The following is a 14,739-nucleotide window of genomic DNA, read 5'->3' on the forward strand; positions in this document are numbered from 1 at the left end:
AGACCCCCTCTGCCTAAATCGCCGAACTGTCCTAAAAACAGCCGGGCAAGGATTTCCAAGGGGTTGCACATGAAGACCGTCCTAAAGTCGCTCGCATTCGCCGCCGGCCTGGGGCTGGCTGCGATGGGTGCCGCCAGGGCCGATGTGGTCGTCTCGTCCAAGATCGACACGGAAGGCTCCGTTCTCGGCAACATCATCCTGCTCGCTCTCGACGCCAACGGGATCAAGACCCAGGACCGGATCCAGCTCGGGGCAACCCCGGTGGTGCGCAAGGCGCTCACGGCGGGCGAGATCGACATCTACCCCGAATATACCGGCAATGCGGGCTTCTTCTTCAACAAGGGGGACGACCCCGTGTGGAAGGATGCCGCCAAGGGCTTCGAGACCGCCAAGAAGCTCGATTACGACGCCAACAAGATCGTCTGGCTCGATCCGTCGCCGGCCAACAACACCTGGGCCATCGCCCTGCGCAAGGAAGTGGCCGACGCCAACAAGCTCAAGACCATGTCCGATTTCGGCCAGTGGGTCGCCAAGGGCGGCAAGGTGGTGCTTGCAGCCTCCGCCGAGTTCGTGAACTCGGAAGCGGCCCTGCCGGCCTTCCAGAAGACTTACGAGTTCCGCATGAAGCCCGAGCAGCTCATCGTGCTCTCCGGCGGCGACACGGCAGCCACCATCAAGGCGGCGGCCGAGCAGACCAACGGGGCCAACGCCGCCATGGTCTATGGCACCGACGGCGGCATCGCTCCCTCCGGTTTGGTGGTACTGGCGGACGACAAGAACGTGCAGCCCGTCTATGCGCCGGCTCCCATCGTGCGCGAAGCGGCTCTGAAGGAGAACCCGAAGATCGCCGAGATCCTGAAGCCCATCTTCGCTTCCCTCGATCTCACCACCCTCCAGGGGCTCAATGCCCGCGTGCAGGTCGGCGGCGAACCGGGAAAGACGGTGGCGATGGATTACCTGAAGTCCAAGGGCTTTCTGAAGTAACCTGACGGGTCGATTCGAAGGTCGAGCTGCACGACGAAGGCCGGACGCTTTGTGACGACGATTTCCTCCCGAACCACTGCGCCCGGCATGCCCACCTTGCGCCCCACCTTGCATCTGGACCGGCTCGGGAGCGTGATCGCCGGGCTCATCGCTCTTGCGCTGTTCGCAAGTCCCTTCGTCACCTATCGGGCCAACCGCATCGTCTCGGGCGAAGGGCGCCTGCTCGTCGATGCTCTGCCGCCCGCAGGCGCTCTCGTCACCATCGCGGTGGTGCTCGGCGTTGCGCTCTGCGCCGCGCTGGCTCGCAAGCCTCTCGTCCGGCTGGCCGCGGCCTCTCTCGGATTGTGCGTGATCTTTCCGGCCGTCGGATTCTCCGCCGGCTTCGTCACGCCGGCCGGCAACACCTTCGCCCGCGTGTCGCCCGCCATCGGCTTCTGGCTTCTCGCTCTGGCCTTCGCGCTCCTGGCTACTGACGCGCTGACACGCCTGCGATTGGGGCCTTGGGGGCGGCTTGCGGCCTTGAGCATCGCGGCAGGCGCGCTGGCGCTTCTGCTCCTGTCGGGAGCCTGGAACGATCTCTCCCTGATGAAGGAGTACGCGAACCGGGCGGAGAGCTTCTGGCGCGAGGCGCGCCAGCATCTGTGGCTCGCCCTCGGGTCGATGGGGGCTGCCTGTCTCGTGGGCTTGCCGCTGGGCCTGGCAAGCCATCGCGTTCCCGCCTTGCGCAATGCGATCCTGCAGGGGCTCGGCATCGTGCAGACGATCCCGAGCATCGCGCTCTTCGGCATCCTGATCGCGCCGCTCGGGTACCTCGCGGCAAACGTGCCGCTCGCCGCAGCGCTGGGCATCCGAGGCATCGGCGCGGCGCCTGCCTTCATCGCGCTTTTTCTCTATTCCCTGCTGCCGGTGGTGGCCAACACCATGGCAGGTTTGAGCCAGGTGCCGGCCGATGTGATCGAGGCCGCGCGCGGCATGGGCCTGTCGCCGCGTCAGCGTCTCGCGCAGATCGAGCTGCCGCTGGCGTTTCCCGTGATTCTCGCCGGCATCCGCATCGTGCTGGTGCAGAACTTAGGCTTGGCCACGATTGCTGCGCTGATCGGGGGCGGGGGCTTCGGCACCTTCGTGTTCCAGGGCATCGGCCAGACGGCCATCGACCTGGTGCTGCTGGGGGCCATTCCGACCGTGGCCCTGTCCTTTGCGGCCGCCATCATTCTCGATGCGATCATCGATCTCACACGACGGGGCGCGGCATGATCGAGATCGAGCATCTCAGCAAGCGCTACGGTGACAACATCGTCGTCGACGACGTGTCCTTCACGATTGGCGAGGGTGAGATCGCGGTCGTCGTCGGCACCTCGGGCGCCGGCAAGTCGACCCTGCTGCGCATGATCAACCGGCTCGTCGCGCCAAGTGCGGGTCGCGTTCTCATTGATGGGCAGGATACGACAACCATCCCGGAGGACGAGCTTCGACATCGCATCGGCTATGTCATCCAAGGCTATGGCTTGTTCCCGCACCGTACCGTCGCCGAGAACATCGCCACCGTCCCGCGCCTTCTCGGCTGGGACAAAAAGCGCATCGCCACCCGGGTCGAGGAACTGCTCGACCTGTTCCAACTCGATCCGGGCGAGTTTGCCCGAAAGTTTCCGCATCAATTGTCCGGCGGACAGCAGCAGCGCGTGGGTGTCGCCCGGGCGCTCGCCGCAAAGCCCGCGCTTCTCCTGATGGACGAGCCGTTCGGATCGCTCGATCCCGTCATTCGCGGCAAGGCGCAGGACGATCTTCTGGCGATCCAGCGCCGGCTCGGCACCACCATCGTGCTCGTCACGCACGACATGAACGAGGCCTTCCATCTGGGTGATCGCATCGCCGTCATGGATCAGGCGCGGCTGCTGCAATACGCAAAGCCTGCCGATCTGCTGACCCATCCGGCGGAAGCCTTCGTCGAACAGCTCGTGGGAACAGCGGAGCGGCCTTTCCGCCTCCTGTCCCTCATGACGGTGCAGGATGCGATGGAGCCCGGCCACGCCGATGGAGAACCGATCACCGTCTCGGCGACCTTACGCGATGCGCTGGCGCAGTTGATCTGGCGCGGCAGGCCCGTGCTTCCTGTTGCCGATGCATCGGGCGCTCCCATCGGGCGCATCAGCGTCGACGGCATTCTCAAGCATGGACGGCCGCTCGCATGAGCGTGCGCGCCGTCATCCTGCGCGCCGCGGCGCTGCTCCTGCTCGTCGCCTTTGTGACGGCGCCGCAGCTCTTCGCCTTCGCATTCGCGCCGCTCACCGCCAACAATGCGCCGGCGATCTACAACCAGGGCAGCCTGCTCGCTCTCACCCTGTCGCACCTGCGCATCGTGGCCCTGGCGACGCTTGCCAGCACGGTCCTGGCCGTTGCGCTCGGCATCTTCGTCACGCGGCCCAAGGGCCGTGAGTTCCTGCCGCTGTCGCGCAGCCTCGTGAATATCGGCCAGACCTTCCCGCCCATCGCCGTGCTGGCCATTGCGGTGCCGCTTGTGGGTTTCGGTGAAAAGCCCACCTTCATCGCGCTTTTTCTCTACGGGCTCCTGCCGATCTTCGAGAACACCCTGGCCGGCCTGACGGGCGTGTCACCCCGGACACTCGAGGCCGCCAAGGGCATGGGGATGAATGCCCGCCAGCGCCTGTGGCAGGTGGAGCTGCCGCTCGCCCTGCCGGTGATCCTCGCCGGCATCCGCCTCTCGGTAATCATCAGCCTCGGGACCGCCACCATCGGCTCCACCGTGGCGGCCAAGGGGTTGGGCGAGGTCATCATCGCGGGCCTTCAATCCAACAACGTGGCGTTCATTCTCCAGGGCGGATTGGTGGTTGCCTTGCTGGCGGTTCTGATCCACGACGGGCTCGGACTGGTCGAGCGGGCCGCTGCGAGGCGACTTGGCCGCCCCCTGGACGGGACTGCATGACGATTCTGGCGCGACTGAAAACCGAAACCCGTGCGGCGCACGACCGCATCGAGGCGGCGATGGATCTCGACCGCCGGATCGCCACGCGCGATGGCTACCGCGATCTGCTGATCCGCTTTTACGGGTTCCACAAGGCTTGGGAGTCGGAGGCAGCGGGCCGAGCCCCCGACCAGGGCTTCTTCGAGCGCCGGCGCAAGACGCAGCTTCTGGTTCAGGATCTCGAAGCCCTAGGATTGAAGTCGGATGACATCATCCGTTTGCCACAATGCCGGCCTTTGATGCCGCTCCCGGGCCCGGAGGCGGTGCTGGGGAGCATGTATGTGGTCGAGGGCTCCACCCTGGGCGGCGCCATCATCGCCCGCGAGGTGAAGAACCGGCTCGGGCTCGACGCGGAGACAGGCTGTGCCTATTTCCGCAGCTATGGCCGTGATATTGCGGCCATGTGGAAGTCGTTCGGCGTTGTGCTTCTCGAGGCTTCCTCGCCGGAGGCCGACGGTCAAATCGTCGAGTCCGCACAGAAGACCTTCGACGTGATGCATGACTGGCTGTGCGAGACCCCATGACCCTGCAAACCCCGCAAGACATCGACCTGACCGCCTGCGACCGGGAGCCGATCCACATTCCGGGCAGCATCCAGCCGCATGGGATTCTGCTGGCGGTCCGGCTCTCCGACCGGACGCTCGCCTATGCCAGCGCCAACATCGCGGAGATCTTCGGGCTCGATCCGTCAGACACCCTGGGTCGATCCTTCGCCGAGGTTCTGCCGGTTCTGAGCCGGGATTTCGAGGCGGCGCTGGCAGATCCGCCACCGGCCGGGACCACGCAGTATCTGCGCACGATCGAGGTTTCGACGGCACAGGGCCGGCGGACCTACGAGGCCGCGATCTCCCGTTCGGGCGAATGTGCCGTCCTGGAGCTCGAGGAAACGCCCTCGGAGGCCGTCGCCAGCCTCGACTCGCTCTATCCCACCCTGCGCCGCTTCGTGGAGCAATTGCAGGGGGCCTCCAGCATCGATGCCCTGTGTGGCCTCGCGGCGCAGGACATCCGCCGCATGACCGGGTTCGACCGGGTGCTGATCTATCGCTTCGACGAGCAATGGAACGGCACCGTCATTGCCGAGGATCGCAACGAGGTCCTGCCGTCCTACCTCGACCTGCGCTTTCCCGCCTCCGACATTCCGGCCCAGGCGCGGGAGCTTTATCGACGCAATCGCCTGCGCATCATCTCGGATGCCAACTACATCCCGGTCCCGATCCAGTCGCGGGATCCCGCACCGCTGGACCTGAGCGACTCGGTTTTGCGCAGCGTTTCGCCGGTGCATCTCGAATACATGCGCAACATGGGGACGCTCGCCTCCATGTCGATCTCGATCCTGCGCGACGGCAGGCTGTGGGGGCTGATCTCGTGCCACAGCAAGGAGCCGAAGCGGGTCTCGCTCCAGGTGCGCAACGCCTGCGATTTCCTCACGCAGATCTTCTCCCTGCAGCTCGAGGCGCGCGAGAACACGTCGCTGGCCGAAAACCGGGTGCGTCTCGGCACCGTGCAGACGCGGCTCCTCGCCCACATGGCGGCGGAAGAACATTTCATCGCAGGCCTCGTGAACCACCCGGACGACCTCATGCTCCTGGCAGACGCGCAAGGAGCGGCGGTGCTGACGCAGGATCATTGCTGGTGCCTCGGCCAGACCCCCGCCGAGAAGGACGTCAAGGCTCTGTTCGCCTGGCTCTCGCGGAACAATCAGGAGGACGTCTTCGCAACCGACAGCCTGTCTCAGGTCTACCCGGCGGCGAAGGCTTATACGGACCGGGCCAGCGGCCTTCTGGCGATCTCGATCTCGAAGGCGCAGTCGAGCTATGTGCTCTGGTTCCGCCCCGAGGTGGTCCAGACCGTCAAATGGGGCGGCAACCCGCAGAAGCCCGTGCAGGAAGAGGCTGGCACGGCCCGGCTCCATCCCCGCCGCTCCTTCGAGATCTGGAAGGAGACGGTGCAGGAGCGGTCGCTTCCCTGGGACCGGAGCGAGATCGAGGCGGTCAGGGAGCTGCGCCACGCCATCGTGGGCATCGTGCTGCGCCGGGCCGAGGAGCTGGCGTCCATCTCCGAGGAGCTGCGCCGCTCCAACAAGGAGCTGGAGGCCTTCTCCTATTCGGTCTCCCACGACCTGCGCGCCCCGTTCCGGCACATCGTCGGCTATTCCGAGCTTCTGAAGAAGCAGGAAGGCAGCGATCTGTCGGAGAAGGGCAGGCGCTACGTCGACACGATCATCGACTCCGCCTACACGGCCGGAACCCTCGTGGACAACCTGCTGCGCTTCTCGCAGATGGGCCGCACGGCTCTCAAGCCGCGTCGGATCGACATGCGTCGCCTGGTCGACGAGATCCGGCAGCAGCTCACCGTGCATGCGGGCGGCCGTCGGGTCGACTGGGTCATCGGCGACCTGCCCGAGGTGACGGCCGATCCGGTGCTGATCCGGCTGGTGTTCGAGAATCTTCTCGACAATGCCCTAAAATACACCCGTCCCCGGGAGAAGGCGCGCATCGAGATCGGCTCCACCCGCAAGGCTGGGGAGACGATCTTTTTCGTGCGCGACAACGGCGTCGGATTCGATATGAAGTACATCGACAAGCTCTTCGGCGTCTTCCAGCGGCTGCACCGGATGGAAGATTTCGAGGGAACCGGCATCGGGCTGGCCAATGTGCGCCGCATCGTTGAACGGCATGGAGGCCGGGCCTGGGCCGAAGGCGCGCTCGACCGGGGCGCGACCGTCTCCATTGCCCTGCCGGATGAAACAAAGACTGAAGGAGCGGCGTGAATGCCGGATTTGAAACCGATCCTGCTGGTTGAGGACAACCCGAAGGATCTCGAACTGACCCTGGCGGCCTTGGAGCAGAGCCAGCTCGCCAACGAGGTCGTCATCGTGCGCGACGGCGCCGAGGCCCTCGATTTTCTCTACCGCCGCGGCGCCCATGAGAGCCGCAACACCAGCGATCCCGCCGTGGTCCTGCTCGACCTGAAGCTGCCGAAGGTCGACGGGCTCGAGGTGCTGGAGAAGGTGAAGTCCGATCCGCATCTCAGGCAGACGCCGGTCGTGATGCTCACCTCCTCGCGGGAGGAGAGCGATCTCGTGCGCAGCTACGAGCTCGGGGTGAACGCCTTCGTGGTGAAGCCGGTGGGCTTCCGCGAGTTCTTCGATGCCATCCAGGATCTCGGCGTGTTCTGGGCCATCCTCAATGAACCGCCGCCGCGGCGCAACGGAGGCTAGCGCCACCGATGAGCGTGCAGGCCCATCCTCAGCTCGCCTCGATGCTGCGCATCCTCCTCCTGGAGGACAGCCCGCTCGATGCTGAGCTGGTGAGCGAGGCTCTGGCCTCCGCCGATCTGAGCGTTTCGATGGAGCGCGTCGACACGGCGGCCGATTTCACGCGAGCCGTGCAGGAGGGGCGCTGGGACATCATCCTGGCTGATTACAGGCTCCCCGCCTTCGACGGCTTAAGCGCGCTGGAGATCGTGCAGGCACGGGCTCCCGGCACGCCCTTCGTGTTCGTGTCCGGGGCGCTCGGCGAGGAGGTGGCGGTCGAAGCGCTCAAGCGCGGCGCCACCGACTACGTGCTCAAGCATAGCCTCGACCGACTTCCCGGCACCGTTCTGCGGGCGCTCGCCGAAGCTCGCGAACGGGCCGACAAGCGCCATGCGCAGGATGCTCTTCACGCGCTGCTCGATCGCCAGACGGCGCTTTTGCACGAGCTCGACCACCGGGTGAAGAACAACCTCCAGCTTATCCTGTCCCTGATCGGAATCGAGATCCGGCAGGCCGAAGACGATCAGAGCCGGCAGGTGCTCGGCCGCATGAGGGAGCGCATGCAGGCGCTGGCCGCGGCGCATCGGGATCTCTACGACGGGAAGGGCGCGGCGCGCTTCGATGCATCCAGCTTCGCCAAAGGGCTCTGCCAGGAACTCACCGCCGCAATTCCCGGGGTGAGGATCGTGCCGGAATTCGAGGTCGAGAACGTGGAGGTGGAGGCCTCCAAGGCGGCGCCCATCGCGCTCCTGTTCAACGAGATCGTCGTCAACGCCCTCAGTCACGCCTATATCGAACGCCATGGCAAGCTGAAGCTGACCTTGCGCATCCGGGGCGGGGTTCTGCTGTTCCAACTGTCGGACGACGCCTTCAGTCCCGATGAGAAGCAGGCTGCACAGAATAGCGCGTCCGGCACGGTCCTGAAGGCCCTGTCACGCCAGCTCGATGCCCATGTGGAATGGCCCCAGGGGGAGCCGGCAACACTCGTGCGCATCACCATGCCGGCGCAGGACGTGAGCTAGCCGATGGTGCAGGAACCCACGGCCGGAACGAACACTGCGCAGGCGGCCACGGGTCTTCCCAGGAAAGCCGGGATATCGCTGCGCCAGGTTCTGTGGGGGCTGGTGCTCGCCATCTCGCTGCCGATCATCTTGGTGGCGGCCGGAGGCTTCTACTCCGGCTACCGAGCCGAGCAGCAGGCCGTCGATCAGCGCATGCAGGAGACCGCCCGGGCCTTGAGCCTGCTGCTGGATCGGGAAATCGACAAGTCGGTGCTCGCCATGCGAGTCCTGTCTCGATCACCGACCCTTGCCGGCGGCGACTACGAGAGCTTCTACAAAGGGGTCAAGGATGCCGGTTTCACGGCCCCTTTCTGGATCGCCCTCTTCGAGCCGAACGGTCGCACCATCTTCAACACCCGCGTGCCCTACGGCGTTCGCCTGCCGGACAGCAACCGGATGGATGCTCTTCGGCAGGTTCAGGAAACGCGCGAGCCCCATATCTCGAATCTCTATACGGGTTCCCTGACGGGACAGCGCCTCATCACCATCGACGTTCCGGTCGTCATCAATGAGACGGTGGCCTATATTCTGACACTCGCCATCACGCCCGAGGCCTTCCAGAACATCATTCGCGATCAGAGAATCGTCGATGGCTGGAACGCCGCCGTGCTCGACCGCGGCAAGCGGATCGTGGCCCGATCCCGCGCGCCGGAGCGGTTCGTCGGTCAGCCCGCCAGCGCCAATGTTCAGGAGGCCCTTGCTGCATCCTCCGAGGGCATCCTCCAGAGCGTCACGCTCGACGGCATTGCGGTTCGCACCTATTTCAGCCAGTCACCGGCCTATGGCTGGTCCTTCGTCATCAGCATCCCGACTTCGGAGCTGGCGCAGTCGATCCAGCGCTCGCTCTTCTGGCTCATGATCCTGGCCGCAGTCGTTCTCGGCGGTCTCATTCTGGCGGCGCTTCTGGCTCGGGCCATTGCGAGACCTGTGGACCAACTCGTCGCGGCCGCGCAAGCGCTTGGCCGCCGGGAGGAAGTCTCCGGACCGGACACAACACAGGTTCTGGAATTCGACACGATCAGGACGGCGCTGGCGGAAGCGTCGGCGGATATCCGCACGCACGAACAGGACCGGGAGGACGTTCTCGCCCAGATGGCGGAGAGCGAGGCCCGCCTGCGGCTCGCGCTCAATGCCGGGCATTTCGGCTCCTGGGAGTTCACGCCGGAAACGGGCACCTTCATCACCTCGGCAACCTGCCGGGCCAATTTCGGCCGCAGTCGCGACGAGCCGTTCACATACGCGGATCTGGTCTTGTCCATTCATCCCGACGACCGCGCCATGCAGGCCGAGGCCGTCGCGCAGGCCATTGCGGCCAACACGGATCTTCATGTGGAGTATCGCGCGATCTGGCCCGATGAAAGCGAGCATTGGATTCGCGTCAGCGGGCGGACGCGCATCGGGGCGAACGGCCAGATGTCGATGGTGGGCGTCTCGCAGGAGATCACCGAGCGCAAGCTCGCCGACGAGCGCCAGGCGCTTCTGCTGCGCGAACTGAACCATCGCGTGAAGAACACGCTGGCGACGGTGCAATCCGTGGCCTCCCTGACCCGCCGTTCGACCCAGAACACCGATCCTGAGGCCTGGAATGCCTTCATGGATCGCCTGCACGGTCTCGCCAAGACGCACGATCTTCTGACGACCACCCATTGGCAGGGCGCGCTTCTGGAGGATGTGCTCAAGAACGAGCTCGATCCCTACCAGGACGTCATGCGCCAGCGCATCCGCCTGAAGGGACCGCGCATCAATCTCCAGCCGAGCGCCGTGCTCGCCTTAGGTCTCGCCATTCACGAGATGGCCACGAACGCCGTCAAGTACGGCAGCCTCTCGGTGCCGGACGGCAGGGTTCACGTCATGTGGGCACTCACCACCGGAAGCGCGCCGCCCTCCCTGCTCGTCGAATGGGTCGAAAGCGGTGGCCCTCCCGTCAAGAAGCCGGAGCGTCAGGGCTTCGGCATGAAGCTCATCCAACGCGGTCTGGCGCAGCAGCTCGGGGGCGAGATCAAGCTCGATTTCGCCCCGGCGGGCATCCGCTGCGTGATCACCTTCCCGATCGAGACCATGGTCACCGATTCCGACGAAGCCGACGAGACCCGGCAGCGCTACGCGTCCTGAGGCGGCGTCCTGCTTGACAGGGCGCCACGGCTGCGATGCGCTAAGTTGAATCTTTCCCTTCTCCATCCGGTGCCTCAATGACGACCATCCGCGACAAGCTCGAAACCATCCTGGAGCGTCTCGACGCGCGGGCCGCCGACGAGCGGGTGTTCGTCCGCCTCTATCATGAGGCCGCCCGCGCGGCGGCCGACGCTGCCGATGCGCGCCGGAAGGCAGGTATCTCCTTAAGTTCGCTCGATGGGGCCATCGTGTCCATCAAGGATCTGTTCGACGTGGCGGGCGAGACCACGCTCGCGGGCTCCATCGCCCTGCGCGACAGGCCGCCGGCAATGAGGGATGCCAGCATCGTCCGCCGCCTGCGCCAAGCGGGCGCCGTTATTCTCGGCAAGACCAACATGGTGGAGTTCGCCTATTCGGGGCTCGGACTCAACCCGCATTACGGTACGCCGGGCAATGCGGCCGATCCTCTGCGCATTCCGGGCGGCTCGTCCTCGGGTGCCGGTGTCACCGTGGCGGAGGGCACGAGCGAGATCTCCATCGGCAGCGACACAGGCGGGTCCGTGCGCATTCCGGCGGCGCTGAACGGCGTGGTCGGTTTCAAGCCGACCGCCCGCCGGGTGCCGCTCGACGGCGCATTTCCGCTCGCGCCGTCGCTGGACTCGATCGGACCGCTCGCACTGTCCGTTCAGGACTGCGCGTCCACGGATGCCGTCATGGCCGGAGAAGACCCGTGGACCGTGAACCCTCATCCTCTGGCTGGATTGCGGATCGGCATTCCGCGCGGGCGCCTGTTCTCGGACACGGAGCCGATGGTGGAGCAGGCTTTCGAGACGGCCTTGGGCCGCCTGTCGCAGGCTGGTGCGAGGATCGACGATCACGGTATCGACGATCTGCTCACGGCCATGGCGGAGACCACCGCCGCGGCCTCCATCGCTTCCATCGAGGCATCAGAAATTCATGCGGACTGGCTGGAGACCAAGGCGGCGGAAATCGATCCGCGCGTGCGATGGTCGATTGCGCGCAGCGGCACCGTTCCGGCGCCGATCTACATCCGCATGATCCGCCAGCGCGCGGCGCTGGCTGCCGCCATGGATGCGCGTCTATCCCCAGTCGACGTGCTGGCGCTGCCGACGACGGCCGTCTCGGCGCCCCTGACTGCGCCGCTGGAGGCCGACGACAAGCTCTACAACAAGACGGACTGGCACATCCTGCGCAACCCGATGTTCTGCAACCAGTTCGACCTCACGGCCATGTCGCTGCCCGTCGCCGGCTGCGAGCGCCCGGTGGGCTTCATGCTGGTGGCGCGCCACGGGCAGGATCGCAGGCTGCTGGAGATCGCCGCCGGGGTGGAACGCGCATTGGCCGGCTGATCCGATCACCCGAACGCTCTCGCTGTCCGAGGCGAGGAGGATCGGATACATCGAGGGCCGCTGGCACCGATCAAGCCGACCGGCGTTATGATCGCTTCTGCAAGCCTTGGAGAGCCTAAGCCGGATGATGCGCCAACTCTATCTCTGTCTCGGCTATGCGAGCCTTGCCCTCGGCGTCATCGGAATCTTCCTGCCGGTTCTGCCGACGACACCGTTCGTTCTCCTGGCGGTCTGGTTCTTTGCCCGCTCCAATCCGGCTCTGGCCGAGCGGCTCTACAGCCATCCCCGGTTCGGCCATCTCTTGACCACGTGGCGCGATCAGAGGGCCATTCCGCGGCGCGCCAAGATCACGGCACTGACCATGCTTGCCGTCTCCTACGGGCTTATCCTGTGGTTCACGGAGATCGAGCTGCTGCCTGTCGTTCTTGCCATCATCATGGGGAGCGTTGCGCTCTACATCGCCACACGCCCGGCGCCGCGCGAGCGGCCGCAGGACCGGATCCCTGGCGCCTGAGGCAGGCGGGTCCGATACTTGCTCCAAGGCTTCTCGCTTTTGGCCAAGGTTGTGCCATGTTGCGGTCACGGTTCCGGTTAGGCTGCTGACATCTCGACGAGGAGGGATGCCATGCGAAGTCTCAGCCTATCGATCTTCCTGCTGGCCTCGGCCGCGATGGTCGCCCCGCTCCTGATCGCCATGGCTTATGGGGCCAGCATCGTGACCTCGGCCCTGATGTTCCCTTAAAAAATCTCGCTGCGCTCCTGATCGCCAAGCCGTTCATTCAGCCGCGCGGATTCGCGATCTCCGCCGTCAGCTTCGGCAGTTCCTTGGTCATCCAGTCGACCATCTGATCGCTCGTCTTCAGATGAGCCGGCATGGGAATGAAGGGTCCGTGCGATTCATAGATGGCCGTGGGATCCCGCGGTCCCAGAATCGGATCGAAATCGTCCTCGATCTCGGGCGTGATGCTTCTGCTGCCGAACCACGTCAGGAGCAGGAGGAGCATTCCGACGGCGCCCGCAAGGACGACCAGCAAGGATATCGCCAAGTCTGCCACCTGTTCCTTCCCTGCGATGAGAGGTCCATTACGCTCGCCTTCGAGCCTACCATCGAACGATCTTTCTTCCAACGACGCAAGACGGCGGCTTGCGACATGATGTTGCCTGTTTGATGGCGAACCATGGAGGTCTACAATCGTCGCATGAGCAGGCTTCACGTCCGCTCATGCGTAGGGGGCGATGCGATCGATCCTGTTGCAGGGGAGGCGCTCATGAGAACCTATTACGTGTTTCAGTCCAAGGCGGAGCCCGATCTGCGCGGATTTACCGAGACCGCCACGGGCGAGGCCCTGCCGGCCGATCTGGGACCCTGGACGCCGACCCAGGAGATCGGCCCCGATGAGGAGTGGAGCCTCGGCATCAGCCGCGCCATCGTGGCGGCCGGAATCCTGGAGAACGGCTTCTATCTCTGGGGTCCCGTGAACCGCGCCACCTCGTCCCATCCGGTGATCGAAAGCGACCGGGTGGAGGGAACCGCCGTCTACGATCTGCACGCGCGGCAGATCGGCACGATCAAGCGTCTCCTGATCGAGAAGGTGAGCGGCCGCGTGCTCTATGTCGACGTGACCTTCGGGGGTTTTTTCGGGCTCGGCGTCCAGCACCACACGATCCCGTGGGACAAGCTGTCCTACGACAAGGAGCTCGAAGGCTACCGCACCGACGTGACCGAAGCCCAGGTTCAGGGAGCACCGGCCTTCTACGGCGACGATACGGTCTGGCCCGACCGCAGGCGCGAGCAGGAGATGCGAGATTACTGGCATGATGTTCCGCGAGGGCCGATCTGACATCGCGGCTGCATCACACCCCGGAGGATTCCATGATCGCGCACATGTTCAAAGTCGGCGAAGTCGTCAGGCCTCATCCGTCCTGCCGCGTTCTTCCGCACGACGTTTTCAGAATCCTGCGCCTGCTTCCGGCAACAGCAGGCGGCGTGCCGCTCTACTGCATCAAGAGCGAGACGGAGATGATCGAACGCGTCGTCGAGCAGAACGCCATCGAGGCTGCGCCGCGTTGATGGAATGCAAGTAAAGCGTCGGGAACCGGCGCGAGGCTTGGCCGTTGTCCTCTCGAATCCCTTCGTTCCCTCTGGCAACTCGACGGCCTGACGGTTGATCCGCTCAGGCCTTTTCTTTGTCGTGCCGGATCGTCTCGTCTCTCGACGAGCACGTCGAGCTAGGCGGCTTGGTGAGTAATCGCCGGCGTCATCATGCGCCCGCGATTGATCAGGGTGGCCGCGCAGGTGGCGAGCGAGAGGGCGGCTCGATCTGAGCGCCTTGTCTGCAGGCAGATCACATAAAGCCGCATCACTTCGACCGTGACATAGTGGAATGCCACATCGGACCCTCGCGCGAGCTTCATGCGTCGGGAGGCGGTGTCGAGCTTGTCGAGGTAGAGGGCCTGTTCGGTCTGCGGCTCCGCGAGGAAGCCGCTCAAGCCTTCGAAGGTATCCTCGAAATGGGCCCACAGGAGCGCCAGGTTCTTGGCGGCCTTGTCCTGCTGGTCGGGCGCGAGGGTTTTGAACTCTCCCAGGAGATTCCAGATCGGATCCTGCTCCAGGGCCTCTTCCTCTACGCTCTTCACGAGCGGAACGAAGGGAAGCAGGGTCCTGGCGTTCGAAATCAAGATGGGACGATAGCGGTCCCATTCGGCAAACACTTTCGGAAGCACGATCAGCGCGGTGGCCAGAGCCGTCTGATCGACGGCCCTGCCGATCCGGTGAAGCACCGGACGCGCCGCAGCCCCATAGTGCTCCACGATGCGCCAGCGCAGATGGCACAACCTGTAGACCTGTTCGAGCTTTTCGATGAGCTCATGGCGCGATTGATCGGCAGCGGACCAGGGAAAGGTGAAATCGGTTTGATGCTGAGGCGAAGAGCTCATGAGGCTGACGATTCGATCCGCAAATCACTTGGGTAGGCG

General features: G+C 64.9%; 15 protein-coding genes. 13 read left to right on the plus strand and 2 right to left on the minus strand.

What is annotated here, in order from left to right; all coding sequences use genetic code 11:
• Positions 1-69: 69 nt before the first annotated feature.
• From osmF to JKL45_RS01915, 11 genes are all read left to right on the plus strand, one after another.
• Complete coding sequence (gene osmF, locus JKL45_RS01865) at positions 70-984, plus strand: glycine betaine ABC transporter substrate-binding protein OsmF (RefSeq protein ID WP_201859417.1); 915 nt, start codon at positions 70-72, stop codon at positions 982-984.
• 87 nt (positions 985-1,071) lie between these two features.
• Positions 1,072-2,238, plus strand: coding sequence for an ABC transporter permease (locus JKL45_RS01870; protein WP_201859772.1), 1,167 nt, complete (start codon positions 1,072-1,074; stop codon positions 2,236-2,238).
• Positions 2,235-3,173: an ABC transporter ATP-binding protein gene (locus JKL45_RS01875; RefSeq protein ID WP_201859418.1), complete on the plus strand. Its 939-nt coding sequence runs from the start codon at positions 2,235-2,237 to the stop codon at positions 3,171-3,173. The genes JKL45_RS01870 and JKL45_RS01875 overlap by 4 nt, the downstream gene beginning before the upstream one ends.
• On the plus strand, positions 3,170-3,925 hold the full coding sequence (locus JKL45_RS01880) for an ABC transporter permease (protein WP_201859419.1): 756 nt from the start codon (positions 3,170-3,172) through the stop codon (positions 3,923-3,925). Before JKL45_RS01875 ends, JKL45_RS01880 begins: the two co-directional genes overlap by 4 nt.
• Entirely contained in the window at positions 3,922-4,488 is a 567-nt protein-coding gene (locus JKL45_RS01885; protein WP_201859420.1) for a biliverdin-producing heme oxygenase, read from the plus strand. Before JKL45_RS01880 ends, JKL45_RS01885 begins: the two co-directional genes overlap by 4 nt.
• Positions 4,485-6,734 carry an ATP-binding protein gene (locus JKL45_RS01890; protein WP_201859421.1) on the plus strand — a complete coding sequence of 750 codons (2,250 nt, stop codon included), beginning with the start codon at positions 4,485-4,487 and terminating at the stop codon, positions 6,732-6,734. Before JKL45_RS01885 ends, JKL45_RS01890 begins: the two co-directional genes overlap by 4 nt.
• Entirely contained in the window at positions 6,735-7,184 is a 450-nt protein-coding gene (locus JKL45_RS01895; protein ID WP_201859422.1) for a response regulator, read from the plus strand.
• Positions 7,185-7,192: 8 nt separating this feature from the next.
• Entirely contained in the window at positions 7,193-8,242 is a 1,050-nt protein-coding gene (locus tag JKL45_RS01900) for a sensor histidine kinase (RefSeq protein WP_201859423.1), read from the plus strand.
• Between the two features lie 3 nt (positions 8,243-8,245).
• Positions 8,246-10,393 carry a sensor histidine kinase gene (locus JKL45_RS01905; protein WP_201859424.1) on the plus strand — a complete coding sequence of 716 codons (2,148 nt, stop codon included), beginning with the start codon at positions 8,246-8,248 and terminating at the stop codon, positions 10,391-10,393.
• A gap of 77 nt (positions 10,394-10,470) precedes the next feature.
• The gene (locus JKL45_RS01910; RefSeq protein WP_201859425.1) at positions 10,471-11,763 is read left to right on the plus strand and encodes an amidase; all 1,293 of its coding nucleotides are present in this window, start codon (positions 10,471-10,473) and stop codon (positions 11,761-11,763) included.
• 124 nt (positions 11,764-11,887) lie between these two features.
• Positions 11,888-12,277 (plus strand): YbaN family protein, encoded by a 390-nt coding sequence (locus tag JKL45_RS01915; protein WP_246498236.1) that lies wholly within the window; start codon positions 11,888-11,890, stop codon positions 12,275-12,277.
• A gap of 265 nt (positions 12,278-12,542) precedes the next feature.
• Here the strand turns inward: JKL45_RS01915 and JKL45_RS01920 are convergent, their stop codons facing one another.
• Positions 12,543-12,809: a hypothetical protein gene (locus tag JKL45_RS01920; protein WP_201859426.1), complete on the minus strand. Its 267-nt coding sequence runs from the start codon at positions 12,807-12,809 to the stop codon at positions 12,543-12,545.
• Between the two features lie 222 nt (positions 12,810-13,031).
• Between JKL45_RS01920 and JKL45_RS01925 the strand changes: the two genes are divergently transcribed.
• The gene (locus JKL45_RS01925) at positions 13,032-13,604 is read left to right on the plus strand and encodes a PRC-barrel domain-containing protein (protein ID WP_201859427.1); all 573 of its coding nucleotides are present in this window, start codon (positions 13,032-13,034) and stop codon (positions 13,602-13,604) included.
• A 32-nt stretch (positions 13,605-13,636) separates the two neighbouring features.
• Complete coding sequence (locus tag JKL45_RS01930) at positions 13,637-13,834, plus strand: hypothetical protein (RefSeq protein ID WP_201859428.1); 198 nt, start codon at positions 13,637-13,639, stop codon at positions 13,832-13,834.
• A 158-nt stretch (positions 13,835-13,992) separates the two neighbouring features.
• Here JKL45_RS01930 and JKL45_RS01935 read toward each other — a convergent pair whose 3' ends face one another.
• Positions 13,993-14,700 (minus strand): hypothetical protein, encoded by a 708-nt coding sequence (locus tag JKL45_RS01935; RefSeq protein ID WP_201859429.1) that lies wholly within the window; start codon positions 14,698-14,700, stop codon positions 13,993-13,995.
• Positions 14,701-14,739 lie beyond the last annotated feature (39 nt).

The organism is Microvirga soli (genome assembly GCF_016734765.1).
In the GTDB taxonomy this organism is placed as follows: Bacteria; Pseudomonadota; Alphaproteobacteria; order Rhizobiales; family Beijerinckiaceae; genus Microvirga; species Microvirga soli.